Here is a 24,252-nt window from a genome sequence, read left to right on the forward strand (position 1 = left end):
GGCGGCGGTCAGGCGGACTCGACGCGCTTCTTCAAGCCCGCCAGCGCCCGGTCGATGATGACCTTCTCCGCCTTGCGCTTGATCATGCCGAGCATGGGGATCTTGACGTCGACGGTCAGCGCGTACGTGACCTCGGTGCCTCCCGCCCCCGCCGGCTTCAACAGGTACGTGCCGTCCAGGGACCGGAGCATCTGGGACTTGACCAGGGTCCACGAGACCTCGTTCTCCCCGGTCCACGTGTACGCGAGGACCTGGTCGTCCTTGATCGCACCCGCGTCCATGACCAGCCGGACCTGTTCGGCACGGCCCTGCTCGTCGGTCTTGAGAACCTCGGCCTCCTTCACCTCGCCGGTCCAGTCCGGGTAGCGGGCGAAATCGGAGATGACCGCCATGACGTCGGCCGGGGCCGCCTCGATGGTGATGCTCGAGCTGGTGTGTTCCGCCATCGCCGTGGCTCCTCCAGATACGGGCCGGTATGAGGTCGTCGTGCGCAAGCGTGCAGCGTGAAGGCTACCGCGCACGGGGCCCGCCGATCTCACCCGACCTGGGGCGTCCTCACCATTCCAGCGCCCACGGCGTCCCGGTCCCCGCGAAGTGCCCCACGTTCACACACTCGGTCGCCCCGATCCGCATCCGCCGCACCAGCGGCTGGTGGACGTGCCCGAAGAGGGAGTAGCGGGGCCGGGTACGGCGGATGGCGTCCAGCAGGGCCCGGCTGCCCCGCTCGAAGCGGCGCGCGACGGTGTCGTAGACCAGTTCGGGAACCTCGGGCGGGATGTGCGTGCACAGCACGTCGACCTCGCCGACGGCCTCTATCTTGGCCGCGTACTCCTCGTCACCGATCTCGTACGGCGTCCGCATCGGCGTGCGCAGGCCGCCGCCGACGAAGCCGAAGACCCAGCCGCCTATCTCCACGCGCTCGCCGTCGAGGACGGTCGTGCCGGGGCCGGCGTACTCCGGCCACAGGGGCGGCATGTCGACATTGCCGTAGGTCGCGTACGTAGGGGTGGGGAACGCGGCGAACATCTCGGCGTACTGCTTGCGCACCGCCTTCTCGATCACCGAGGCGCGGTCCTCGCCGACGCCGGCCCACAGCCGGGCCCCGAGCTCCCGCGCCTCCTGGAAGCGGCGGGCGGTGCGCAGCGCGACGATGCGGTCGGCGTTCTCGACGCCGAACAGGTCGGGGAAGATGCCGCGCGAGTGGTCGGCGTAGTCGAGGAAGAGGACGAGGTCGCCCAGGCAGATCAGGGCGTCGGCGCCCTCGCCGGCCCTGGCCAGGTCACGGGCGTTGCCGTGCACGTCGCTCACCACATGCACGCGCGTCCTGTGGTTTCCGGCTGGTGTGGGTGCCATGGTGATCAAGGGTAGGTCGAGCGGCGCAGTTGTGAACAGTGGCGGTCCTACCTGCGGTTACTGGTCAGTCAGTTAGTGCGTGGACTACTCTGCGCGAAGGAATACCCAACTGTGTGACGCAGCGAACATCTCGACGGCACCCCCTGTCGGAGAAGCCATACCGGCGGGTAACGTCCGGGCAGTCCAGTCGTGCTCTGCATTTCAACAAGTGAATGCCGGAGCACCTGCCCGAGCCTTGGACCGGACCGTCGCATCACACAACGTCGTGGCGCCGGCGCCCTATGAGGAGCAGCAGTCTTGCGCGAGTTCAGCCTTCCGGCTTTGTACGAGGTCCCTGCGGACGGCAATCTGACCGACATCGTCCGCAGAAACGCCGCGCAGCACCCGGACGTCGCCGTCATCGCCCGCAAGGTCGGCGGTACCTGGCAGGACGTCACGGCCACCGCCTTCCTCGCCGAAGTGCACACGGCCGCGAAGGGGCTGATCGCCGCAGGCGTCCAGCCGGGCGACCGCGTGGGCCTGATGTCCCGCACCCGTTACGAGTGGACGCTGCTGGACTTCGCGATCTGGAGCGCGGGCGCGGTGACCGTGCCGGTGTACGAGACCAGCTCGCCGGAGCAGGTGCAGTGGATCCTCGGCGACTCGGGCGCGACCGCATGCGTCGTGGAGTCGGACGGCCACACGGCCGCCGTCGAGTCGGTTCGTGACCGGCTGCCGGCGCTCAAGCACGTGTGGCAGATCGAGGGCGGCGGCATCGACGAGCTGGGCCGGCTCGGGCAGGACGTCACGGACCAGACGGTCGAGGAGCGCAGCTCGATCGCCAAGGCCGACGACCCGGCGACCATCGTCTACACCTCGGGCACGACCGGCCGCCCCAAGGGCTGTGTGCTCACCCACCGCAGCTTCTTCGCGGAGTGCGGCAACATCGTGGAGCGGCTGCGTCCGCTGTTCCGCACGGGCGAGTGCTCGGTGCTGCTCTTCCTGCCACTCGCGCACGTCTTCGGGCGGCTCGTGCAGATCGCGCCGATGATGGCGCCGATCAAGCTCGGCTGCGTCCCGGACATCAAGAACCTCACCGACGAACTGGCCGCGTTCCGCCCGACCCTGATCCTCGGGGTGCCGCGCGTCTTCGAGAAGGTCTACAACTCGGCGCGTGCCAAGGCGCAGGCCGACGGCAAGGGCAAGATCTTCGACAAGGCCGCCGACACGGCGATCGCGTACAGCAAGGCGCTGGACACCCCCTCGGGCCCGTCCCTCGGCCTGAAGATCAAGCACAAGACGTTCGACAAGCTCGTCTACAGCAAGCTCCGCGCGGTCCTCGGCGGCCGGGGCGAGTACGCCATCTCCGGCGGCGCCCCGCTGGGCGAGCGCCTCGGCCACTTCTTCCGCGGCATCGGCTTCACGGTCCTGGAGGGCTACGGCCTGACCGAGTCCTGCGCGGCCACCGCGTTCAACCCCTGGGACCGGCAGAAGATCGGCACGGTCGGCCAGCCGCTGCCCGGTTCCGTGGTCCGGATCGCCGACGACGGCGAGGTGCTGCTGCACGGCGAGCACCTGTTCAAGGAGTACTGGAACAACCCCGGCGCGACCGCCGAGGCACTGGCCGACGGCTGGTTCCACACGGGTGACATCGGCACCCTCGACGAGGACGGCTACCTCCGGATCACCGGCCGCAAGAAGGAGATCATCGTCACCGCGGGCGGCAAGAACGTCGCCCCGGCCGTGATCGAGGACCGCATCCGGGCGCACGCGCTGGTCGCGGAGTGCATGGTGGTGGGTGACGGGCGGCCGTTCGTGGGCGCGCTGATCACCATCGACGAGGAGTTCCTGGGCCGTTGGTGCGCGGACCACGGCAAGCCGGCGGGTTCCACCGCGGCGTCGCTGTGCGAGGACCCGGACCTGCTGGCCGCGATCCAGTCGGCGGTCGACGACGGCAACGCCGCGGTGTCGAAGGCGGAATCGGTGCGGAAGTTCCGCATTCTGTCCTCCCAGTTCACGGAGGAGTCGGGCCACCTGACCCCCTCACTGAAGCTGAAGCGGAACGTGGTGGCGAAGGACTACGCGCACGAGGTCGAGGCGATCTACGCGAAGTAGCAGGGCTTTCCTCAGGCATTCATGGCGCGGTGTCCTCGGCGAGGACCCGCGCCATCGTGCGTTCGGCGAGCGCGGTGATGGTCACGAAGGGGTTGACCCCGATCGACCCGGGCACGAGTGAGCCGTCGGTGACGTAGAGCCTGGGGTAGCCCTTCACGCGCCCGTAGTCGTCCGTCGCCCGGCCCAGCACACAGCCGCCCAGCGGGTGGTAGGTGAAGTCGTCGGCGAAGACCCTGCTGCTCGATCCGAAGAGGTCGTAGCGGTAGATCGTCGAGTTGGCCGCGTTGATCCGGTCGAACAGCTTCCTGGCCATGGCGACGGAGACCGCGCTGTGGGCGGCCGTCCAGCCGAGCCGTACCGCGCCCGAGCCGGTGTCGTAGGAGAAGGACGCCCGCTCCGGGTTGCCGGTGATCGCCAGATAGAGGCTCACCCAGTGTTCCAGCCCGGTCGGCAGCGGGGCGATCTCGGCGAACACGCGGTTGCCGGCGTTGGCCCAGTCGTCGATGCCCATGACCGGCATGGTCGACTGGTTCGCTCCGACGGTGTCCCACAGGTGGTTGGCCCGGCCGAGCATCACGTTGCCGTTGGTGCCCCAGCCGGCGCCGACGCTGGGGTCGAGATCGGGCAGGGTGCCCGTCTCCCGGGCGCGCAGCAGCAGTTCGGTGGTGCCGAGGCTGCCGCCGCCGAGGAAGAGGTACGTGCAGCCGTACTCCTTGGTCTCGACGACCCGGCCGGTCTCGTCGACGCGGTCGGCGGTCAGGACGTAGCTCCCGTCCGGCGCCCGGCTGATCGCGCGCACCTTCTCCAGGGTGTGGATCGTGACGTGGCCGGTGCCGAGCGCGGTGGCGAGGTAGGTCTTGTCGAGGCTGCGCTTGCCGTGGTTGTTGCCGTAGATGACCTCGCCGGCGAGTGCCGACTTCGGGGCGGTGCCGGCCGCCTCGCGCGCCATGTGGCCGAAGTCGTAGACGTTCGGCACGAAGGTGGTCCGCAGGCCGGTCTTCTCGGCGTGCTTGCGGGAGACGCGGGTGAAGCGGTACCACTCGGTCGACTCGAACCAGGCCGGGTCGACGGTGTTCACGCCGAGGGCGGCGCGGGCGCGCGGGAAGTACGTGCCGTACATCTCGTCGGCGTCGACGGTGGGGAACTGCTCGGCGAAGTAGGCCCTGGGCGGCGTGACCGCCATGCCGCCGTTGACGAGTGAGCCGCCGCCGACGCCCCGGCCGACGTAGACGGACATCTGCGCGAAGTGCACGCGGTCCAGGACGCCCGGGTAGCGGCCGATGTCCTGGTTGACGACGTCCAGCCAGAGGAAGGTGCCCAGGGGTGCCTCGGTGCGGGTGCGGAACCACATGGAGCGCTGGTCCGGAGTGCGGGTGGAGCAGAAGATCTTTCCGTCGGGGCCGGGGGTGTTCCAGAGCCGGCCCATCTCCAGGACGAGGGTGCGGATGCCGGCCTGGGCGAGGCGGAGGGCGGCTACGGCGCCGCCGTAGCCTGAGCCGATGACGATGGCGGGGGCGGTGTCGACTGCGTCGGGCTCGGCGGCTCGGGCGGATTGGAGGCCGATGCGGGTGAAGCCGAGGGTGGCTGCGGTCTGGAGGGCTGCCATGCCCAGGATCTGACGTCTTGTCAGCTGACGCTGCATCAGGTTTGATGTCATGTGCGCAGCATCGGCGGATTATTTGGTTCCGCCTAGTGGGGTGCCGCTTGTTCGTCGTGGGCGGGTGCGGGTGCGTTGTGGTTGATCGCGCAGTTCCCCGCGCCCCTGAGACACCTACAGCAAGTCTTTGAGGTGCTCCGCGAGCAGGTCCCAGCGCCACTTCTCCTCGACCCACTCGCGGCCCCGCTCGCCCATCCTGCGGCGCAGCTCGGCGTCGCCGAGGAGGGTGGTGATGCGGTCGGCTGCCTCCTCGGGAGAGCCGCCGTGGACCACCCAGCCCGTCTCGCCGTCGAGGACGGCGTCCGGGGCGCCGCCCGAGTCGCCGGCGACGACCGGGAGGCCCGTCGCCGAGGCCTCCAGGTAGACGATGCCGAGGCCCTCGACGTCCAGGCCGCCGCGTCGGGTCCGGCAGGGCATGGCGAAGACGTCGCCGGCGCCGTAGTGGGCGGGCAGCTCCGCCCAGGGCACCGGGCCCGTGAAGCGGACGGAGGCGGCGACGCCCGTGTCGTGAGCCAGCCTGCGGAGGTCCTTCTCGTACGGGCCGCCGCCGACGATCAGCAGGACGGCGTCCGGCTCGGCCGCCAGGATCCGGGGCATGGCCTGGATCAGGGTGTCCTGGCCCTTGCGCCGCACCAGCCGGGAGACGCACACCACCACCGGCCGGTCCGTCAGGCCCAGTCGGGCCCGCACCTCGTCGCCGCCCGAGCCGGGGTGGAAGGTCTTCTCGTCGACGCCCGGCGGCAGCTGCGCCATCCGCGCGGCCGCCTGCGGGCTCAGCGCGCCGGCGATCCGGGAGCGCGTGTACTCGCCGAGGTAGGTGATCGTGTCCGTGGAGTCCCCGATCCGGCGCAGCAGCTGCCGGGCGGCGGGCAGTTGCGCCCAGCCGGCCTCGTGGCCGTGCGTGGTGGCGACCAGCCGCTGCGCGCCCGCGTTGCGCAGCGCAGGCGCCATCAGGCCGAGGGGGGCCGCCGCGCCGAACCAGACCGATGTGCACCCGTGCTCCCGCAGCAGCCCGACGGCCCGCCGGGTGACGCCCGGCGTCGGCAGCAGCATGGTCGTACGGTCCCGTACGACGGTGAAGGGCTGCTCGGCGTCGAAGGCGGCGGTCGCCGCCACGCCCTCCCGGCCCCGCTTCCAGGTCGACGCGTAGACGACCAGCCGCTGCGGGTCCAGCCGCAGCGCCATGTTGTGCAGAAAGGCCTGGATGCCGCCCGGCCGGGGCGGGAAGTCGTTGGTCACGATCAGGGTCTTGCGCACGCCGCCGACCCTACCGAACCGCCCCGCACGGCCGTACGCACCGGCAGGTGTGGCACCCTCACAGCTGTCGGGGACATCATGGCCTCCTCGACACGGCACGCGGACGGGCAGGGATCTGGTGAGTACGACGGGCGCGAGGCGGTCCCTGGCATGGCTGCCGGTGGCGTGGTGTCTCACGAGACTGGTGCTGCTGCTGTTCGTGCTGAAGGTGTACGTCTTCCCGGGCCCGGACGTGACGAGCGACGTGTCCGTGATCTACCAGGGCTGGTACGACGTCCTGCGCAACGGAACGTTCCCTCAGGACGACGTCACCTGGCAGTACCCGCCCGCCGCCGCCCTGGCGATCCTCTCCCCCGGCCTGCTGTCCTTCCTGCCCTACGCGACCGCGTTCTTCGTGCTGGTCTGCGTCACCGACCTGGCCGTCCTGGCCCTGCTGACGTACGCGGGCCGGCGCCCCGGCAGGTCGCTGCGCGGCGCCTGGGTGTGGGTGGCGGGCGTGCCGCTGCTCGGGCCGACGGTGTACGCGCGCTACGACGTGATGGTCACGGCGGTGGCCGTGGCGGCGCTGCTCGCGGGTGCCCGGCATCCGAAGGTGATGGGGGCGCTGGCCGCGTTCGGGGCGCTGCTGAAGGTCTGGCCGGCGATGCTCCTGCTGGCGGCCCGCCGCCCCGCCTCCTGGGTGTCGGCCGTGGTGACCGGCATCGCGGTGACGGGCGTGTTCGCCCTGGCCATGCCGGGGGCCTTCACCTTCCTGACCTCCCAGCGCGACCGGGGCACCGAGGTGGAGTCGCTGGGAGCGCTGGTCTTCCACGTCGCCCGGCACTTCGGCTGGCGGGGCGAGGTGCGGCTGAACTACGGCTCGATCGAGTTCCTCGGGCCGTACGTGAGCGAGGTGAGCACGGGCGCGCTGTTCCTGACGGGGGCGGCCTTCGGCTGGCTGGTGCTGTGGCGGCTGCTGGCCCGGACCTTCGAGGAGCACACGGTCGCCGACGCGGCCTTCGTGGCGGTGCTGATGTTCACCACCACCAGCCGGGTGATCAGCCCGCAGTACATGGTGTGGCTGGTCGGGCTGGCTGCCGTCTGCCTGTACTTCCCCGGGAGCCGGATGCGGCTGCCGGTCGGGCTGGTCCTGGTGGCGTGTTTCGTGACGGTGCTGGAGTTCCCGCTCTACTTCGGCAACGTGGTGGCCAGTGACGGCCTCGGCCTGACCCTGCTGTTCCTGCGCAACGGCCTGCTCGTCGCCGCCACGCTGCTCGCGGCCCGCGCCCTGTGGCGGGCGACGGTGCCGCGTACGGCTCCGGCTCGCGTGCCGGCTCAGCCCACCACCCGCACCGACGAGACCCCGGTGTCCACCTGAGCCGGGGCCCGCCGGAACAGCACGCCCGCCAGCGCGCACTGCACCGCCGTCGCCACCGCCAGCGCGAGGCACACACCGGGCAGCCCGAGCCCTGTCAGGCCGTGTGCGAGCGCCAGTTGGAGAGCCGTCCCGAGCGCGGTGACGCGCAGCAGCTTCGGGGCGTCCCCGCTGCCCTCGAAGACCCCGCCGAGCGCGATGAGGCAGGCCATCAGCAGCAGGTAGGGCCCGACGCAGCGCAGGAACAGCACGCCCTCGCGCGCGACCCCGGGTCCGGCGCCGAAGGCGGCCATGAGCCACGGAGCGGTGACGGCGAGCAGTACGCCCGCGGCGAGGCCGATGACCCCGGAGAGCAGCACCGCCTGCCGCCCGATCTCCCGGCGTGCGTCCCTCCCCTCGCCCCGCGTGTGCGCGGTGTGGATGGACGCGGCCTGGCGCACGGCGTAGAAGGCCATGGTCGCCACGTACATGACCTTGTAGGTGATCGAGTACGCCGCCACCGCCGTCACCCCGAGCCGCGCCACGATCGCGACCAGGACCAGGGTGCCCGTCTGCCGCACGGTGAAGTCGGCGGACATGGGCAGGCCGGTCGTCAGCGTCCGGCGCAGGGAGACGGCCAGGGGTTCGGCCGGTGGCGCGTCCCGGGCGCTGCGCAGCAGGGCGGTGCGCCGGACCGCGACGAGTCCCGCCCCGAGCGCCACGGACCGGGACAGCACCGTGGCGGCGGCGGCGCCCTGGACGCCGTGCAGGTGGATGAGGAGCGGGTCGAGGGCCAGGATCAGGCCGTTGGAGAGCAGGGCGAGCCGCAGCGGGGTTCTGGTGTCGCCGGTGCCCTTGAGGATGCCGTCGACGAGTTGCTGGGCGAAGAAGACGGCCATGCCGGGCATGGAGAGCGTGAAGTAGGCGACGGCGAGCGGGAGGGCGGCGCCGTCGGCCCCGCCCAGCACCAGCCGGGCCAGCGGTTCGCGGCCGAACAGGCCGCCCGCCACCACCAGGGGCGTCACCAGCGCCCACAGCGCCCAGCCGCCGCGCACGGCCGCCCGTACGGCGGCGGGGTCGCGGGCGCCCCGGGCGTGGGCGACGAGCACGGTCGTGCCGGAGCCGAAGACCAGGGCGATGCCGAGCAGCACGTTCTCCGTGGTGGTCGCCACGGCCACGGCGGCCACGGCCGGGCCGCCGAGCCGGGCGACCCAGACGGTGTTGATGATCCCGGCGGCGACGGACGCCAGGAGCGAGAAGTAGACGGGGCGGGCGAGCTGGAGGAGCTGCTTGCGATGGGCGTTCACGGTGACTGTCCCCCCTGAGGCCGTACCTCGTTTCGAGGTAGCTCGATAAGAGGTAGCATGGGACCTCGCGCACCCGCAAGGAGGACCATGCTGGAGCTGTCGATCCTCGGCTTCCTGGCCGAGGAGCCGCTGCACGGCTATGAGCTCAAGGAGCGGATCAAGGCGCTGACCGGCCATGTCCGGCCGGTGAGCGACGGCGCGCTCTATCCGGCGATCACGCGCCTGGTCGGGGCGGGCCTGCTCGACCAGCGCACCGAGCCCGGCGCGAGCGCGGCCCCGCGCCGGATCCTCGCCCTCACGGGCAAGGGCCGCGAGGAACTGCTGGAGCGGCTGCGCCGTCCGAAGCAGACCGAGATCACCGACCAGGTCCGCTTCAACACGGTCCTGGCGTTCCTGCGCCACCTGCCCGACCGGCACGAGCAGGCAGCTGTGCTGCGCCGCCGGCTGGACTTCCTCGAGACGCCGGCGAGCTTCTTCTACGAGTCCGGCAAGCCGGTCCGCGCCGAGGAGACGGACGACCTGTTCCGCCAGGGCATGCTGCGGGTCGCCCGGGCGACGGGCGAGGCGGAACGGGCCTGGCTGCGGGAGGCCATCGCGCTGCTCGGACAGCCGGGTTGAGCCCGCGGGCGGTCCGTTCCGGCACGGCACCGTCAGCCGGGACGAACGCCGCGGCCTCCGGTCCCGGCCCGGTCAGCCCAGCTGGACCCGCAGATAGTCCCGCCACTGCGCCGTGAAGGCCTCCGGCGTCGTACCCAGCACGTCGCGCATCGCCTCCTCCACCGCCCCGGCCCGCTTCCGGTGCTCCCCGACGGCCCGGTAGAACTCGCCCAGCCGGGCCTCGCCCCAGCGGTCGGCGATCAGCCGGCACGCCGTCCAGCCGCTCTCGTAGGCCCGGGCCAGACGGCTCGCGTCGCCGGTGAAGCCGAAGTCCGCGTCGTCCGGGAGGGCGGAGGGGATCCGGTCCTGCGTCACCGCGCGGGACAGTTCGGGCGCGGCCTCGCGCGGGGTGCGGCCGGCGGCCCGGTAGCCGACCCAGTCGGCGTAGCCCTCGGACAGCCAGAGCGGGGTGGCGGGGGTGGTGTGCGCGCGGGTGGCGACATGGGTCGTCTCGTGGGTGACGACGACCTGCTCGCCGAGGGTGCCGAGGAGTGCGAACGCGTCCGGGTTGACGATGACGCGGTCCGCGGGCGCGCGCGCCGGTGCTCCCGTCTCGCCGGTCGTGACCGCCGCGATCCCGCGGTAGGAGGAGGCGGGTGAGCCGAGCAGCCCCGCCATCCCCTCCAGCGACTTCGGTACGAGCAGGACGACGCGCCGGCCCCAGTCCTTGCCCCACGCCTCCGTGACGGCGGGCACCGCACGATCGGCCAGGTCCGCGAAGCCGCGCAGCGACCGGGCGGACCGCCCGACACCGAGAACCAGGCTGCGCTCGCCCCGGACGACCTGGACCGCCCCCTGGTCCCACAGTTGCTGGGCGGACTTCCTCGCGGGCCGGTCGGCCTCGACGGACCACTGCCCGTCCGCGTCGCGGCTCAGCCGCAGCGTGCGGCCCGCGGTCACCGGCACCCGGTCGTACCCAGCGACGCGGTACCGCAGTTCGGCGTCGGCGGTGGCGGTGTCGCCGGTGCGGTGCAGGCCGGTCACGCGGTACGACCAGCCCGCCAGGGGCAGCGCGCGCAGATGGCTGAAATCCACTCCCGTGCCCGTGCGCGCGTAGGCCCGCTCGTCGTGGTCGAGGACCGCGGCGGCCCGCCGGTCGAGGAGGCGCTGGACGTCGGCTGTTGCGCTGTCGGCGGCGGACCGGCCGCCGCATCCGGTCAGGAGGACGAGCAGCGCTACGAGCGTCGCCACCACCAGGGACCCCGACCTTCGACCAGCCACGCTCCCGATCGTACGGGCGCCGGGCCGCGCCGGTCAGACCCTGGTGACCGACGAGACCGGCATCATCCCGACCGGGTCGTAGCGCACGGGTGCGCCGGGGTAGGGCGCGTGGATGACCTGGCCGTTGCCCATGTACATCCCGACATGGCTGGCGTCGCCCCGGTAGAGGACCAGGTCACCGGGGCGCGCCTCGGACAGCGGGACCTGCCGGCCGGCGTACCGCTGGGCCTGCGAGGTGCGCGGCAGGGCGACCCCGGCCTGGGCGTACGACCACTGCGTCAGGCCCGAACAGTCGAAGCCGGAGGGGCCGTTGGCGCCCCAGATGTAGGGCTTGCCGAGCGCGCTGCGGGCGGCGGCGACGGCGGCGGCTCCGCGTCCCGACGCGGCGGTGGCGCTGCCGAGGCCGGGGATGCCGTAGCGGCCGGAGCGGGAGGCGCGGCCGTAGGCGTCACGCTCGCTGTCCGGGAGGGAGTTGAGCAGCCGCCGCGCCGTCGCGAGCTTGCGCTCGACGGTCTTCTTGTGGGCGGCGACGGCCTTGCGGCTCTTCTCCAGTTCGCGGAGCTTGCCGGCGGTCTCCTCGCGGTCCTGGGCGAGTTCGCGCATGGCCTGCTGAAGCTCCTTCAGCTCACCGGCCTGGTGGGCCGTGATGCGGTCCAGCCGGGAGGCCTTGTCGAGGTAGTCGTCCGGGTCGTCGGAGAACAGCAGGGCGAGGGAGGGGTCGATGCCGCCCGACCGGTACTGGGCGCCGGCGAGCGAACCGAGCGACTCCCGCATGGAGTTGATGCGCTGCTGCTGCCGGGCGATCCGGTCCCGGGCGGTGCCGACCTCGTCGCGCAGTTCGTCGGCGCGTTCGTCGGCCTTGTTGTAGGCCTCGGTCGCCTTCTCGGCCTGCTCGTAGAGCCGGTCCATCTCGGCCCGGGTGTCGTCGTACGGTGCGGCGCCGGCCGGTACCGCGGCCAGGGCGGCGGCCGCGACGGACAGGATGCTGACCGCGGCACCGGCGCCCCGGTCGGACCCGGACGGTGCAAGGCGGCGATGGGACCCCACGGGAAGCCGCTCTCCTTCCGCTGGCGGACTAGGAAACGCGGCAGACAGTAGCCCCGCGACGGGGTACCGCCAACGACCATCCGTGGGTACGCGGCGCGACGCCCCGCCACTGACGCAGGTCACTGGCGGGGCGCGGGCCGGTTCGAGGTTGCCGTGATTCGCCCGAACGGCGGATACGGTGTCCTGATCTTGGAGACGCCGGGGGATTCCCAGGGGCTGGGATCAGACGCGGACGCCGAACATGAACGGGCCGCCGATGGTGTCCATCGACTCGTAGCGGACGACCGTGCCGGTGCGCGGGGCGTGGATGATCTGCCCGTTGCCGGCGTAGAGGCCGACGTGGTGCAGGTCGTTGAAGAAGAAGACCAGGTCGCCGACCTTGAGCTGGCTGACCGAGTAGATCTTGGTGCCGATCTGGGACTGCGCCTCGGAGGTACGCGGGATCTGGACGCCCGCCGCGGCGTACGCCCGGGAGGTGAGGCCGGAGCAGTCGAAGGAGCTCATGCCCGTGGCGCCGTAGACGTAGGGCTTGCCGAGCTGGCTCTGCGCGAAGGCGTAGGCCGCGGCGGCCCGGCCGGAGCCCGGCGGGACGTTGCCGGTGAGGGCGTCGCGCTCGCTGTCGCGGCTGGCGCGGTCCTGCTCGGCGGCGAGTGCCGCCTTCTCGGCGGCGGTGAGGCTGTTGAGCAGCTTCTGCGCGGAGGCGAGCTTGCCCTGGACTTCCTTCTTCTTGTTGCCCAGTTCGGCGCGGGTGGAGGCGAGGTCCTTGAGCTTCTCGGAGGCCTCGGCGCGCTCCTGGGCGAGTTCGCGCTGCTTCTCCTGGACCTTCTTCAGCGCCTCGACCTGCTGGCTGCTCAACTGGTCGAGCGTGGAGGCCTTGTCGAGGTAGTCGTCCGGGTCCGCGGAGAGGAAGAGCTGGACGGAGGGGTCGATGGACCCGGTGCGGTACTGCGACGCGGCCGCGAGGCCCAGGCTGTCGCGCAGCTCGTTGAGCTCCTCCTGGCCGCGGGCGACGTTGTCCTGGATGGTGGAGATCTCCTTCTGGAGCTTCTCCTGCTTCTCCTTGGCCCCGTTGTACTTCTCGGTGGCCTGCTCCGCCTGCTCGTAGAGCTTGTCGACCTTGGCCTTGACCTCGTCCTTGCTCGGCTTCTCACTGGGGGCCGCGTTGGCGGCCTGCGAGCTGAAGGCGACGGCAGCGGCGGCGGCGGTGGTCAACACGGTCACACGTGCGCGGCTCGGCTGCTTGGGACGACGGTGGGACGCCACGGGTGAAAAGCTCCTTCTGGCCCCTCCGCCGTCTCTCCCGATGAGTGATCACCCGAGCGGAGGTTCGGCCCGACCCTAGTGACCTTCCTGTGATCAGTTCAAATCCTCAGCTGAAAAATTGCGTCACGGTGAGCCATCTTTTCATCTTGACTCACAGGCGGTGAGACTCATTTGACGCAAAGTGGCACACAGACCTCACCAATTCGGGCATGAAGCCCGTAAGTTACGCATGGTGCGAACAGGCGTTAGGCCCGCGAAAGGCGCTTCAGCAGCATCGCCGAGGCCACCGGGCGGGCGCCTGCGCGGGCCACGCCGTCGGCGACCTCGCGGTCGGTGGAGGCGACGATGACCGGCCTGCCGGGCGGTTCGGCGCGGACCAGCTGGCGGATCAGCTCGTCGGCGGTGACGCCCGGCTTCGAGAACAGCACCCGGACTCCGCGCGGCGGCGCGAGCAGTACCGGCGCGGCCAGTTCGGCCCCGTCGAAGACGCAGGTCACCTCGGCGCCGCTCTGCGCCGCCAGTTGCGAGAGCTGCCCCAGCAGCCGCAGGCGCTGCTTCTCCAGCGGCATCTGCGGATAACCCGTTTTGGTGACGTTGTAACCGTCGACGACGAGATGGGCCTGGGGCAGCGCCAGCAGCTGGTCGAGGACCTGCGGGTCGTCCTCGGACAGGGCGCGGGCGGCGATGTCCTTGGGGCTCATCCGGCCCGGCTCGACGGCGTCCACGGTCTCGGCGGGCCGCACGGACACCGGCGGCAGGGCCAGTTCGCGCCGGAGTCCCTGGGTGGCGTCCAGCAGGGTGTCCAGCAGCAGCCGTACCCGCATGTCCTCGACGCTGCGGCCCTCGCGCGCAGCCCGGCGCGTGGCCTCCAGGGCGGCCTCGGTCTCCCCCAGCCGGGCCTTGAGCCGCCGGCTCTCGCTCTCGGCGGCGGACACCTGGGCCTGCCCCTCGGCGCGGACGGCCTCGATCTCGCCGTGCGCCTTGCGCAGGGCGGCCTCGCCCCGCTTGACGTCACTGAGGGCGGCGCGGAGCTTGCGGTGCAGGGACTCGGCTTCCTTCTTGGCCGAATCCAGCTCCGTGCGCAGCCGCTCCGTCTCCGCTCTGGTGTGGTCACGGGCTCGGTCCAGCTCCGCGCGCAGCCGTTCCAGCTCGGCCCGGTTCTCCTCGTCGGCCCGCTCGGCGTCGGCCCGCTGGGCCTCCTCGCCGGCGGCGGTCACCAGCTTCACCCAGCCGAGCGGCCGCAGTACGTAGGCCGCGGCCGCCACGTCGAGCGGGTCCGCGGCCGGGGGCGGGGAGCCTGAGTCGAGAGCGCCGGTCAGTTCCGGCTGGGTCTCTCTGAGTTTCTCCCCGATGCGCTGCCGGAACAGCGGGTCGGTCTCCAGCGCCGCGGCCATGGCGTTGCCGGCGAACTTGGCGCGGCGGTTCGGGGCGAACCGGGCGTACTGCCTGAGCTGCGCGGGCAGCTCGCCGACGGTCAGGGAACCGAAGCCGTCGGAGACGATCTGGACGACCCTGCGGCGAACGCCGTCGGGCAGCGGACGGTCGAGCACCTCGGCGGCGCCGTCGCCCGGCCCCCCGCCTGTGGTCTCCACCATCCGTCACACACCCCAATTCTTGCGGGGCCGTCCCCCATCGTCAGGAGCCGGCACCCGGCCTGTCCACGAGTTCCACCTGGTCCACCGCGTTGCACCAGCGGCAGCGCACCGACTCGATGGTCTCACTGAGCACCTCGCGCTCCTCGACCTTCGGCTCTCCGGCCAGGTCGAGGTGGACGTACTCGACGACCTTCGACGAGCGGGTCACGTCGAACCTCGTGAGGTTGCCGCAGAGGGCGCAGCGCCACCGTGTCGAGGCGGTCGGCAGGGGAACCGTCATCGTGACCTGTTCTCTTTCCTTCTAGTGTCCGTGACGCCACCGGCATCCCCGGTGCGTATGGCTCGTAACCCTACGGCCTGGCGGGTCCTCGCCGCCCGCGCGTCCACGGCGGCGAGGCGGTCTGTGCGGTTGCGTCCCGTTACGTCATGCTCTGTGTCCATGATCAGCAAGTGGAGGGCGTCGTTCGTCCGGGCCGGCAGATCGGTCGCGGGGTCGTCGGCGCCGGTGACGTACTCACTGATCGCCCTGTGCTGCGCGGTCTTCCTGGTCGGCCCCGCCTCGGGCCTCGGTCCGGCGTACGGCACGGGCGACGACCTGCTCGCCGCACAGCGGGCCTATTTCCGGCGCTGGGGCGTGATCCCCGCAGAACTGTTCGAGGGGTCCGCCGGATCGGCCCTCACCCCCGCGACGGCCCTCTTCGTCCACGGCAGCTGGGTGCACCTGCTCGGCAACATGCTCTTCCTCTACGTCTTCGGGGCGATGACCGAGGAACGGATGGGCCGGGTGCAGTTCACCCTGTTCTACGTCGGCTGCGGCTGTCTGGCCCTGCTGGGCTACGCCGCCGCCAACGCGGACTCCGGACAGTCCCTGGTCGGTGCCTCGGGGGCGATCTCGGCGGTCCTCGGTGCGTTCCTCTACCTGTTCCCCCGGGCCAGGGTGACCAGTCTCCTGCCGTTCCTGTTCTTCCTGCCGGTGCGCTTCCCGGCCTGGATCGTGCTGCCGTTCTGGGCGGCACTCCAGTGGCTGGCGGCGGGGCGTGCCTCGGACGGGCCGGGCGTGGCCTACCTCGCCCACCTGGTGGGCTTCGGCCTCGGCTTCGGCTACGCGTCGGTCCGCTATGCCCGCCCCACTAGAGTGAAGGCCGCCACTGCTCCGGCCCCCGAGGGAGAGAACCAGCCGTGATCACCGCGATCGTCCTCATCAAGACCAGCGTGGACCGGATCCCCGAGATCGCCGAGTCGATCGCGGCGCTGGACAACGTCAGCGAGGTCTTCTCCGTCACCGGCACCTACGACCTGATCGCGATGGTCCGGGTGAAGGACCACGAGGACCTGGCGGAGGTCATCCCCGGCCGGATCAGCAAGATCCCGGGGGTGGAGGGGACCGACACGCACGTGGCGTTCCGTACGTACTCGCAGCACGACCTGGAGGCGGCGTTCTCGATCGGACTGGACAACTAGAGCCGTCCCGGCCTGCCGGGCCCCGGATGAAGAGTTCTTCATCCGGGGTTCATCATTGGCTCCGGGTTCCGTCCGCAGGATCGGGCACATGGCATTCTCCCGTCGTATGGCCGCCCTCTCCGCGGTCGTGCTGATCCCGCTGGGCATCGCCGCGACCAGTTACGCCCTCGCGGACAGCCCCCGGGCGCCCGAGGTCCCGTCCCAGCGGGTGGAGCTGGACAGCAGCACACCGCCCCCCACCTCCACGCTCGACCCCACCCCGAAGCCCACGCCGGGCGACGAGGTCGTCTCGCGGCCCCCGGTGACCGACAGCTCAGCGAGTGACGATGACGACGACGACCGCGGCCGGAGCACCGGGGACGACGGACCGGGCGACGACGACGCCGGCTCCGACAACTGACCCCGGCCGCCGACGCGTCTCCGCCCGGGTCCGCATCCTGCTCTGGCTGCTGCTCGTGATGGCGGTCGCGCTCGCCTCCGTCGCCATGACCACCCGCTCGTTCCTGCTGCGCGACGTCGACAACCGGATCAACCGCCTGCTCACCCAGGAGACCGGCGAGTTCGCCAACTTCGAGGAGCGGGGCGGGGATCCGCAGACGGGCCGGCCGTTCACCGACGCGGACCGGCTGCTGGCGGTGTTCCTGGAACGGCAGAACCCCGACGCGGACGAGGAGCTGATCGGCCTGGTCCGCGAGGCGGACGGCACTCCCCGGCAGATCCGCCAGCGGCACGACCTGCCCGTCACCCTGCCCCTGCACCGGGACCCCGGCGCCAAGCGCGGCATCTTCGACTCGCCCGCGTCCTCCGGTGTGCTGCACCGGCCCGAGGGCGAGATCCGCTGGGCCAAGGTCACCGTGGCCCAGCAGGGCCGGCAGCCGGACGCCGCGTTCGTCGTCGCCTTCCACCCACAGCGCGAGCAGGCCCGCGTGAACAGCATGTTCCGCACGCTGCTCGGCATCTCCGGGGTCGCCCTGCTGCTGACCGTCGGCATCGCGTGGGCGGTCGCCGGGCGGATCCTCAAGCCCGTGCGGGTGGTGCGCACCGCGGCGGCGCAGCTGACCGAGCAGGACCTCACCCGGCGGATCCCGGTGCACGGCAACGACGACATAGCGGCTCTCGCCGAGACGTTCAACGGCATGCTCGACCGGCTGGAGCGGGCCTTCGCCGCCCAGCGCGAGTTCGTCGACGACGCGGGCCACGAGCTGCGTACGCCCATCACCATCGTGCGCGGCCATCTTGAGGTGATGGGCGACGACCCGGCCGAACGCGAGGAGACGGTCCGGCTGGTGACCGACGAGCTGGACCGGATGAGCCGCATCGTCGAGGACCTGCTGCTGCTCGCCAAGGCCGAACGCCCCGACTTCGTCTCCCCCGAGCCGGTCCAGGTCGCCGAACTCACCGCCGACGTCTACGTCAAGGCCCGCACGCTCGGTGAACGCGACTGGCAGCTCGACGGGGTCGCCGACCTGGAGGCCGAGCTGGATCCCCAGCGGATCACGCAGGCCATGGTGCAGCTCGCGCAGAACGCCGTGCAGCACACCACCTCCGGCCAGACCATCCGCATCGGCTCCCGCACCGACGGCCCGCACCTGGAGCTGTACGTCGCCGACTCGGGACCCGGTGTGCAGCCCCAGGACACCGAGGTGATCTTCGAACGCTTCCGGCGCGGCACGGCCCGCCGCGGCGCCCGGGGCTCCGGCGCCGGGCTCGGGCTGTCCATCGTCAAGGCGATCGCCGAGGGCCACCGGGGGCACGTACGGCTCCGTGACTCGCCCGGTGGCGGCGCCACCTTCGCCCTCGTCCTGCACGCACCCCGGGCACCGGAAGGGGACCCCTCGTGAACCGCATCCTCATCGTCGAGGACGAGGAGCGCATCGCCTCCTTCGTGGAGAAGGGCCTGCGCTCCAACGGCTTCACCACCACCGTCGTCACCGACGGCGACGCGGGCTACGAGTACGCCCTGACCGGCGGCTTCGACCTCGTCGTCCTGGACATCGGACTGCCCGGCCGGGACGGCTTCACGATCCTGCGCGAGCTGCGTGAGGCGCGGGTGACGGTGCCGGTGATCGTGCTGACCGCGCGGGACTCCGTGCGGGACACGGTGGCGGGTCTGGAGGGCGGCGCCGACGACTGGATGACCAAGCCGTTCCGCTTCGAGGAGCTGCTGGCCCGGGTGCGGCTGAGGCTGCGGACGGCCGCGCGGGCGCCGGAGGTGACGGTGCTCCGGTCGGGCTCCCTGAGCCTCGATCTCCGTACGCGGCGTGCCCGGTCCGGGGAGCGCACGGTCGATCTGACGGCTCGTGAGTTCGTGCTGCTCGAGCTGTTCCTGCGGCATCCCGGGCAGGTGCTGTCCCGGGAGCAGATCCTGTCCCATGTGTGGGGGTACGACTTCGACCCGGGGTCCAACATCGTCGACGTGTACGTGCGGACGCTGCGGAAGAAGCTGGGGGCGGAGCGGGTGGAGACGGTGCGGGGGATGGGGTACCGGCTGCCGTAGTGCCACTCGGGCGCCGTTGCCGGGTGCGGGTCGTGGGTGGCTGGTCGCGCAGTTCCCCGCGCCCCTGAGACGTGTGAAAACTCCTTCATGTAAGGCTCATCGAGGGCTCACCGCTCTCGCCGAACCTCGATGGCGTGACCCTGAATCTGCGCTCCACCACCGCCCTCTGCGTGGCGCTGTCGCTGTGCGCACTGCTCGCGGTCCCCCCGAACTTCCCGGGACTCGGTGCCGACGCCCGTTTCACGCTCGCCGTGTTCGTTCTGGCGACCTGCGCCTGGATCGGGACGCCGATCGACGACACCTACATCGCGCTGGGCGCCGGGCTCGCGCTCACGGTGACCGGGGTGATCAGCAGCGACACCCTGTTCGGCACCCTCGGTGACGCCACGGTCTGGCTGCTGATCTGCGCGTTCGTGCTGGCGGCCGCGGTGAGCCGGAGCGGGCTCGCCGGGCGGGCGGCGGTGTTCCTGGTCAGCGGGGCGCGCACGGTGCGACAGCTCGTGCACCTGACGACGGCGGCCCTGGTCGTCACGGCGTTCGCGGTGCCCGCCACCTCCGGCCGGGCCGCGCTCGCGCTGCCGGTGTTCCTCGCCCTCGCCAAGGTCCTCGCCGACCGGAAGCGACTGGTCGTGATGCTGGCGCTGCTGTTCCCGACCGTGATCCTGCTGTCGGCGGTCGCGACCCTGATCGGCGCCGGCGCGCATCTGATCACCGTGTCGGTGCTGTGGGAGGCGACCGGACAGCACATCGGCTTCACGCAGTGGCTGCTGCTCGGCCTGCCGCTGGCCGTGGCCTCCTCGCACCTGGCCGCCGAGCTGGTCCTGCTGACGACGACCCGGCGGGCGGACCGCCGCGGCCCGGTCCACATCACGCCCGAGCAGATCCAGCAGCACAGCGAGCAGCCGGTGACCGGCCCCTGGAGCCAGGCCGAGAAGCGCTGCGCCCTGCTCATGGCGACGGTGGTGCTGCTGTGGTGCACCGAGCCGCTGCACCGTGTGCCGCCCGCGCTGGTCGCGCTGATCGGCGCCGTCATCGCCTCCTCACCCGCCCTCGGCACCGTACGTCTGAAGGACGCGCTGAAGACTGTCCCCTGGTCGCTGCTGCTGTTCATGGCGGCGACGATGGCGATGGGCGTCGCGCTCGCCGACTCCGGAGCGGCGAAGTGGCTGGTCTCCGGGCTGCCGACGGGTGGCGCCCCGGTGGCGTTCCTGGCGGTCGTGATCGCGGTCAGCACGGCGGCCCACCTGGTCCTCCAGTCCCGTTCGGCCCGTTCCTCGGTCCTGGTCCCGCTCGTCGTGGCCGCCGCCGTCGGCGTCGGGGTCAACCCGGTCGCCGCCGCGCTCGCCTCCACCGCGGCCGCCGGCTTCTGCCACACGCTGCCCGCCTCCGCCAAGCCGGTCACGCTCTTCGCGCAGATCCCCGGCACCCCCACCTACACGCCGCGCGACCTGCTGCGGCTGTCCGCCTTCCTGGCCCCGCTGACTGCCGCGCTCGTGCTGCTCTTCGCCGTCGCGGTGTGGCCGCTGCTCGGCGTCTCCGTCACCCGTTAAGGAGCCCCACCCATGCTGACCCGTGTCGTCGTAGCCCCCAGCGGGTTCAAGGAGTCCCTGTCCGCCGAGGCCGCCGCCGAGGCCATCGCCGCGGGCGTGCGCCGGGTACTGCCCGGCGCCGAGCTCGATCTGGTCCCGCTGGTGGACGGCGGGGAGGGCACGGCCGTCGCCCTGGCCGCCGCGACCGGGGGCCGGCTCGTCACCGTGCCCGCCACCGGCCCGGTCGGGGAGACCGTGGGCGCCCACTTCGCCCTGCTGGGCTCCGGGGACACGGCGGTCGTGGAGATGGCGGCGGTCGCGGGTCTCTCCCTCGTCCCGCGCGACCTGCGCGACCCGGGCGCCACCACCACCTACGGCGTCGGCGAACTGATCCGCTCCGCGCTCGACCGGGGAGTGAGGCGGATCCTCGTCGGCTGCGGCGACTCGGGCACCTCCGACGGCGGCGCGGGCGCGCTCCAGGCGCTCGGCGCCCGGCTGCTGGACGAGCGGGGCGAGGAACTCCTGGCCGGGGGCCGGGAGCTGACGCGGCTGCACCGCGTCGACCCGAGGGGCCTGGACACCCGTCTGGCGGACGTGGAGCTGCTCGTCGCCTGCAACCCGTACAACGTGCTGTGCGGCGAACGGGGCGTGGCCCGGGTCTTCGGACCGCAGAAGGGCGCGACGCCCGAGCAGGTCGAGCAGCTGTCGGCCGGACTGGAGAACTGGGCCTTCGTCCTCACCCGCGATGTCGCCGTCCCGGACACCAACCTCCGGTACGGTCCCGGAACCGGAGCCTCCGGCGGGCTGGGTGCCGGCCTCGCCGCCCTCGGCGCCCGGCTCCTGCCCCGCTTCGACGTGCTGCTGGACCACCTCGACCTGGACGCCCGGCTGGCCCGCGCGGACCTGGTCGTCACCGCCGAGGGGGCCCTGGACCACCAGACGCCGCGCGGCAAGGTCCCCGCCGAGGTGGCCCGCCGGGCCAAGCTCTACGGCCGCCCGGTCCTGGCCCTGGCGGGCACGCTCGGCGAGGGCGCGCACGAGGTGCCGGGCGTGGACGCCTGCCACGGCATCCTGCCCGCCCCGATGGAGCTGGCCGAGGCGCTGCTCCGGGCGGGCGAACTGCTCACCGCCGCCACGGAACGCGCCCTGCGGATGATCGTCCTCGGCACCCGGCTACCCCTGGTGTCCGACGTTCAGGCGGAGGTGTCCGGCACGCAACGCCCGTCCTCCGTGCGGTAGTTCCACCGCGCCCCGTCCGTCACGAGCTCCTTCACGGCCCGCACGAACCGCTCCACGTGCTCGTCCGGCGTGCCCGCACCGAAGCTGACCCGGATGGCGTTGAGGGACTTCTCGCCGGGAGCGGCCTCCGGGGAACCGCACTCGCCCTGCGTCTGCGGGTCGCTGCCGAGCAGCGTGCGCACCAGCGGGTGGGCGCAGAACAGCCCGTCCCGCACGCCGATGCCGTACTCGGCGGAGAGCGCGGCGGCGAAGTGCGAGCTGTTCCAGCCCTCGACGACGAAGGAGAGCACACCGACGCGCGGGGCGTCGTCCCCGAACAGGGACAGGAACCGCACCTCGGGCACGTCGGCGAGCCCGTCCCGCACCTTGGCGACCAGGTACTGCTCGCGGGCGACGAGCGTGTCGAAGCCGGCCTCCGTCAGCGCCTTGCAGGCGGAGGCGACGGCGTAGGCGCCGATGACGTTGGGCGATCCGGCCTCGTGACGGGCGGCGCTGTCGTGCCACTCCACGTCCACTCCCCCGTCCGTGCGCCGGGTGACCTTGCGGCTGGCGCCGCCGCCCGCGAGGTACGGCTCGGCCTCGCGCAGCCAGTCGGCCCGCCCGGCCAGCACGCCGGTACCGAAGGGCGCGTACAGCTTGTGCCCGGAGAAGGCGACCCAGTCGACGTCGAGGTCGTCGACGGACACGGGGTGGTGCGGGGCCAGCTGGGCGGCGTCGAGCACGATCCGGGCGCCGTGCGCGTGCGCGGCCGCCGCGAGTTCCCGCACGGGCCACAGCTCGCCGGTGACGTTCGACGCGCCGGTGACGCACACCAGGGCCGGGCCGTGGGGGTCGCGGCCGGCGAGGGCGCGCTCCAGGGTCTCGACGGCCTCGCGGGGGCTGCGCGGGGCGTCGAGGTACGTGACGCGGGCGTCACGCCAGGGCAACAGGGAGGCGTGGTGCTCGGTCTCGAAGACGAAGACCTGGCAGCCGGCGGGGAGCGCGGCGGCGAGGAGGTTCAGGGAGTCGGTGGTGGACCGGGTGAAGACGACCTGGTCACCGTCCCGGCAGTCGAGGAACTCCGCGACGGTCCGGCGGGCGTTCTCGAACAGGTCGGTCGACAGCTGGGACAGGTACCCGGCACCGCGGTGGACACTGCCGTAGTACGGCGCGTAGGCGGCGACATCGTCCCAGACCCGCTGGAGCGCCGGGGCGCTGGCGGCGTAGTCGAGCGCGGCGTAGGTGACCTCGCCCCCGGTCACGAGCGGAACGGTGACGTCCCGGCCCAGCACGGGCAGCGGGGCACAGACGGACGGGGCGGAGGCAAGGGTGGAAACGGACATGGCGGAACTCCCGTGAAGGCAGGTGGAATGCGCCCGCGAGCCGTACGGCTGCAAGCGGGGCGAAGAAGAGGAAGGGTGCGGAGGCGGGGCTCTGCGGCCCTAACGCATTCGCTGATTCACGGAAGACTCCTCGACGACCAGGACCCCTGGTTTCGCGAGGGGTCCGCGCTTGCCACAGACCTCGCTGCCTGCGGCCTGGTCTTCACCCGGGGCACCCCGCCACGGACGGAGGGTTGCCGGACAGTCGGCCGGGGCCTCATGACTGTCACTCATGACCTGGTCAGGAACGTACGCGAAAAGATCGGAGTCCCGCAACCCGAGTCCGGATCGCGGGACACCCGCGCTACGCGTTGCTCGCCGCCACCCACCGCTCCAGGGTCCGCTTGGCGGCCCCGGAGTCGATCGATTCGGCCGCCTTCGCCATGCCGGCGCGGATCTGCTCGGCCAGCGTCCCCGGGCCGGGATCGAGGGCCACCAGCGCCGCCGCCGAGTTCAGCAGGACCGCGTCGCGCACCGGGCCCGTCTCGCCGTCCAGCAGCCGGCGGGCGACCTCCGCGTTGTAGGAGGCGTCCGCGCCGCGCAGGGCCTCCACGGGGACGAGTTCGAGGCCCACGTCGCGCGGGTCGAAGGCCTCCTCGGTCACCTTGCCGTCGCGCACGACCCACACTCTGGACGTGGCGGTGGTGGTCAGTTCGTCGAGGCCGTCGTCCCCGCGGAAGACCAGGGACGAGTGACCGCGCTCGGCGAAGACGCCCGCGACGATCGCTGCCATGCGCGGGTCCGCGACTCCGACCGCCTGGGCACGCACCTTCGCGGGGTTGGTCAGCGGGCCGAGGACGTTGAAGATCGTCCGGATGCCCAACTGGCCGCGCGCGGCGCCCGCGTGGCGCATCGCCGGGTGGAACTTCGCCGCGAAGCAGAAGGTGATCCCGGCCTCCTCGGCGACCCGGGCCACCCGGTGCGTCGGCAGCTCCAGGTTGACGCCGAGCTTCTCCAGCACGTCCGACGCCCCGGACGCCGACGACGCCGCGCGGTTGCCGTGCTTGACGACCTTGGCACCGGTGCCGGCGATGACGATCGCCGACATCGTGGAGATGTTGACGGTCTTGGCCCCGTCGCCGCCCGTGCCGACGATGTCGACGGCCGGGCCCGGCACCTCGATCACGTTCGCGTGCTCGTACATCGCCCGGACGAATCCGGCGATCTCCTCGACAGTCTCGCCCTTGGCCCGCAACGCCACCACGAGTCCGGCGATCTGGGCGTCCGTCGCCTCGCCGCGCATGATCAGGTCCATCGCCCACGCGGTGTCGTCGGCGGTCAGGTCCCGGCGGTCCAGCAGACCGTTCAGCAGCAGGGGCCAGGAGCGGCCCGCCGCGGTGTCGCCTCCAGCGGGGGTCACAGCGCTCATAAGCCGCTCCAG

22 protein-coding genes and 1 riboswitch are annotated in these 24,252 nt (G+C 72.1%); of the genes, 10 read left to right on the forward strand and 12 right to left on the reverse strand.

Annotated features, from left to right (window positions below; translation table 11 throughout):
* Nucleotides 1-8: 8 nt before the first annotated feature.
* A complete protein-coding gene (locus ACH4G3_RS27870; protein WP_086564878.1) occupies nt 9-446 on the reverse strand; it encodes an SRPBCC family protein in 438 nt (145 codons plus the stop codon).
* Nucleotides 447-555: 109 nt separating this feature from the next.
* Nucleotides 556-1,353 (reverse strand): metallophosphoesterase family protein, encoded by a 798-nt coding sequence (locus ACH4G3_RS27875; protein WP_397627082.1) that lies wholly within the window; start codon nt 1,351-1,353, stop codon nt 556-558.
* A gap of 297 nt (nt 1,354-1,650) precedes the next feature.
* Between ACH4G3_RS27875 and ACH4G3_RS27880 the strand changes: the two genes are divergently transcribed.
* The gene (locus ACH4G3_RS27880) at nt 1,651-3,447 is read left to right on the forward strand and encodes an AMP-dependent synthetase/ligase (protein WP_397627083.1); all 1,797 of its coding nucleotides are present in this window, start codon (nt 1,651-1,653) and stop codon (nt 3,445-3,447) included.
* Between the two features lie 19 nt (nt 3,448-3,466).
* Here ACH4G3_RS27880 and ACH4G3_RS27885 read toward each other — a convergent pair whose 3' ends face one another.
* Together ACH4G3_RS27885 and ACH4G3_RS27890 are read right to left on the reverse strand one after the other, a co-directional pair.
* On the reverse strand, nt 3,467-5,089 hold the full coding sequence (locus tag ACH4G3_RS27885) for a GMC oxidoreductase (RefSeq protein WP_449657604.1): 1,623 nt from the start codon (nt 5,087-5,089) through the stop codon (nt 3,467-3,469).
* 129 nt (nt 5,090-5,218) lie between these two features.
* Nucleotides 5,219-6,361, reverse strand: a complete 1,143-nt coding sequence (locus tag ACH4G3_RS27890; protein ID WP_397627084.1) for a glycosyltransferase family 4 protein — start codon at nt 6,359-6,361, stop codon at nt 5,219-5,221.
* A gap of 118 nt (nt 6,362-6,479) precedes the next feature.
* Here ACH4G3_RS27890 and ACH4G3_RS27895 point away from each other — a divergent pair, with 118 nt between their 5' ends.
* Nucleotides 6,480-7,718 (forward strand): glycosyltransferase 87 family protein, encoded by a 1,239-nt coding sequence (locus ACH4G3_RS27895; protein ID WP_397627085.1) that lies wholly within the window; start codon nt 6,480-6,482, stop codon nt 7,716-7,718.
* On the opposite strand, the gene ACH4G3_RS27900 is transcribed toward ACH4G3_RS27895, so the two are convergent.
* A complete protein-coding gene (locus ACH4G3_RS27900) occupies nt 7,676-9,001 on the reverse strand; it encodes an MATE family efflux transporter (protein WP_397627086.1) in 1,326 nt (441 codons plus the stop codon). The two genes, ACH4G3_RS27895 and ACH4G3_RS27900, sit on opposite strands and share 43 nt — an antisense overlap.
* 87 nt (nt 9,002-9,088) lie before the next feature.
* On the opposite strand from ACH4G3_RS27900, the gene ACH4G3_RS27905 reads away from it, so the two are divergent.
* Nucleotides 9,089-9,619, forward strand: a complete 531-nt coding sequence (locus ACH4G3_RS27905; RefSeq protein WP_397627087.1) for a PadR family transcriptional regulator — start codon at nt 9,089-9,091, stop codon at nt 9,617-9,619.
* A gap of 72 nt (nt 9,620-9,691) precedes the next feature.
* On the opposite strand, the gene ACH4G3_RS27910 is transcribed toward ACH4G3_RS27905, so the two are convergent.
* From ACH4G3_RS27910 to ACH4G3_RS27930, 5 genes are all read right to left on the reverse strand, one after another.
* A complete protein-coding gene (locus ACH4G3_RS27910) occupies nt 9,692-10,879 on the reverse strand; it encodes a hypothetical protein (protein WP_397627088.1) in 1,188 nt (395 codons plus the stop codon).
* A gap of 33 nt (nt 10,880-10,912) precedes the next feature.
* Nucleotides 10,913-11,926, reverse strand: a complete 1,014-nt coding sequence (locus ACH4G3_RS27915; RefSeq protein WP_397627089.1) for a C40 family peptidase — start codon at nt 11,924-11,926, stop codon at nt 10,913-10,915.
* A 222-nt stretch (nt 11,927-12,148) separates the two neighbouring features.
* A complete protein-coding gene (locus tag ACH4G3_RS27920; protein WP_397627090.1) occupies nt 12,149-13,189 on the reverse strand; it encodes a C40 family peptidase in 1,041 nt (346 codons plus the stop codon).
* A gap of 245 nt (nt 13,190-13,434) precedes the next feature.
* Nucleotides 13,435-14,784 carry an NYN domain-containing protein gene (locus ACH4G3_RS27925; RefSeq protein WP_354750160.1) on the reverse strand — a complete coding sequence of 450 codons (1,350 nt, stop codon included), beginning with the start codon at nt 14,782-14,784 and terminating at the stop codon, nt 13,435-13,437.
* Between the two features lie 40 nt (nt 14,785-14,824).
* Nucleotides 14,825-15,064, reverse strand: coding sequence for a hypothetical protein (locus ACH4G3_RS27930; protein ID WP_020272953.1), 240 nt, complete (start codon nt 15,062-15,064; stop codon nt 14,825-14,827).
* Nucleotides 15,065-15,223: 159 nt separating this feature from the next.
* Between ACH4G3_RS27930 and ACH4G3_RS27935 the strand changes: the two genes are divergently transcribed.
* The 7 genes from ACH4G3_RS27935 to ACH4G3_RS27965 all read left to right on the forward strand — a co-directional run bounded on the left by ACH4G3_RS27935 (nt 15,224) and on the right by ACH4G3_RS27965 (nt 21,510).
* Nucleotides 15,224-15,967: a rhomboid family intramembrane serine protease gene (locus tag ACH4G3_RS27935; protein ID WP_397627091.1), complete on the forward strand. Its 744-nt coding sequence runs from the start codon at nt 15,224-15,226 to the stop codon at nt 15,965-15,967.
* Nucleotides 15,964-16,245, forward strand: a complete 282-nt coding sequence (locus tag ACH4G3_RS27940; protein WP_010048935.1) for an Lrp/AsnC family transcriptional regulator — start codon at nt 15,964-15,966, stop codon at nt 16,243-16,245. The genes ACH4G3_RS27935 and ACH4G3_RS27940 overlap by 4 nt, the downstream gene beginning before the upstream one ends.
* An 88-nt stretch (nt 16,246-16,333) precedes the next feature.
* Nucleotides 16,334-16,645: a small secreted hydrophilic protein gene (locus ACH4G3_RS27945; protein ID WP_397627092.1), complete on the forward strand. Its 312-nt coding sequence runs from the start codon at nt 16,334-16,336 to the stop codon at nt 16,643-16,645.
* Nucleotides 16,572-18,086 carry a sensor histidine kinase gene (locus ACH4G3_RS27950; protein WP_397627093.1) on the forward strand — a complete coding sequence of 505 codons (1,515 nt, stop codon included), beginning with the start codon at nt 16,572-16,574 and terminating at the stop codon, nt 18,084-18,086. The genes ACH4G3_RS27945 and ACH4G3_RS27950 overlap by 74 nt, the downstream gene beginning before the upstream one ends.
* The gene (locus tag ACH4G3_RS27955; RefSeq protein ID WP_020272949.1) at nt 18,083-18,742 is read left to right on the forward strand and encodes a response regulator transcription factor; all 660 of its coding nucleotides are present in this window, start codon (nt 18,083-18,085) and stop codon (nt 18,740-18,742) included. Before ACH4G3_RS27950 ends, ACH4G3_RS27955 begins: the two co-directional genes overlap by 4 nt.
* A 134-nt stretch (nt 18,743-18,876) precedes the next feature.
* Nucleotides 18,877-20,292: an SLC13 family permease gene (locus ACH4G3_RS27960; protein WP_397627094.1), complete on the forward strand. Its 1,416-nt coding sequence runs from the start codon at nt 18,877-18,879 to the stop codon at nt 20,290-20,292.
* A 12-nt stretch (nt 20,293-20,304) separates the two neighbouring features.
* Nucleotides 20,305-21,510 (forward strand): glycerate kinase family protein, encoded by a 1,206-nt coding sequence (locus ACH4G3_RS27965; protein ID WP_397627095.1) that lies wholly within the window; start codon nt 20,305-20,307, stop codon nt 21,508-21,510.
* Here ACH4G3_RS27965 and ACH4G3_RS27970 read toward each other — a convergent pair.
* A complete protein-coding gene (locus ACH4G3_RS27970) occupies nt 21,465-22,832 on the reverse strand; it encodes an aminotransferase class V-fold PLP-dependent enzyme (RefSeq protein ID WP_397627096.1) in 1,368 nt (455 codons plus the stop codon). The two genes, ACH4G3_RS27965 and ACH4G3_RS27970, sit on opposite strands and share 46 nt — an antisense overlap.
* Nucleotides 22,833-22,992: 160 nt before the next feature.
* Nucleotides 22,993-23,109, reverse strand: a riboswitch (SAM riboswitch).
* 66 nt (nt 23,110-23,175) lie between these two features.
* Entirely contained in the window at nt 23,176-24,240 is a 1,065-nt protein-coding gene (gene trpD, locus ACH4G3_RS27975) for an anthranilate phosphoribosyltransferase (protein WP_397627097.1), read from the reverse strand.
* Between the last annotated feature and the right edge of the window lie 12 nt (nt 24,241-24,252).

The sequence above is a fragment of the Streptomyces afghaniensis genome (assembly GCF_044327915.1).
GTDB lineage: Bacteria > Actinomycetota > Actinomycetes > Streptomycetales > Streptomycetaceae > Streptomyces > Streptomyces afghaniensis.

Bases quoted from the DNA above. Each gene is read 5' to 3' on its own strand.
- ACH4G3_RS27870 (WP_086564878.1), bottom strand. From the start codon at position 446: ATGGCGGAACACACCAGCTCGAGCATCACCATCGAGGCGGCCCCGGCC.
- ACH4G3_RS27875 (WP_397627082.1), bottom strand. From the start codon at position 1,353: ATGGCACCCACACCAGCCGGAAACCACAGGACGCGCGTGCATGTGGTG.
- ACH4G3_RS27885 (WP_449657604.1), bottom strand. From the start codon at position 5,089: ATGCAGCGTCAGCTGACAAGACGTCAGATCCTGGGCATGGCAGCCCTC.
- ACH4G3_RS27905 (WP_397627087.1), top strand. From the start codon at position 9,089: ATGCTGGAGCTGTCGATCCTCGGCTTCCTGGCCGAGGAGCCGCTGCAC.
- ACH4G3_RS27925 (WP_354750160.1), bottom strand. From the start codon at position 14,784: ATGGTGGAGACCACAGGCGGGGGGCCGGGCGACGGCGCCGCCGAGGTG.
- ACH4G3_RS27930 (WP_020272953.1), bottom strand. From the start codon at position 15,064: ATGACGGTTCCCCTGCCGACCGCCTCGACACGGTGGCGCTGCGCCCTC.
- ACH4G3_RS27935 (WP_397627091.1), top strand. From the start codon at position 15,224: ATGATCAGCAAGTGGAGGGCGTCGTTCGTCCGGGCCGGCAGATCGGTC.
- ACH4G3_RS27945 (WP_397627092.1), top strand. From the start codon at position 16,334: ATGGCATTCTCCCGTCGTATGGCCGCCCTCTCCGCGGTCGTGCTGATC.
- ACH4G3_RS27950 (WP_397627093.1), top strand. From the start codon at position 16,572: ATGACGACGACGACCGCGGCCGGAGCACCGGGGACGACGGACCGGGCG.
- ACH4G3_RS27965 (WP_397627095.1), top strand. From the start codon at position 20,305: ATGCTGACCCGTGTCGTCGTAGCCCCCAGCGGGTTCAAGGAGTCCCTG.
- ACH4G3_RS27970 (WP_397627096.1), bottom strand. From the start codon at position 22,832: ATGTCCGTTTCCACCCTTGCCTCCGCCCCGTCCGTCTGTGCCCCGCTG.
- trpD (WP_397627097.1), bottom strand. From the start codon at position 24,240: ATGAGCGCTGTGACCCCCGCTGGAGGCGACACCGCGGCGGGCCGCTCC.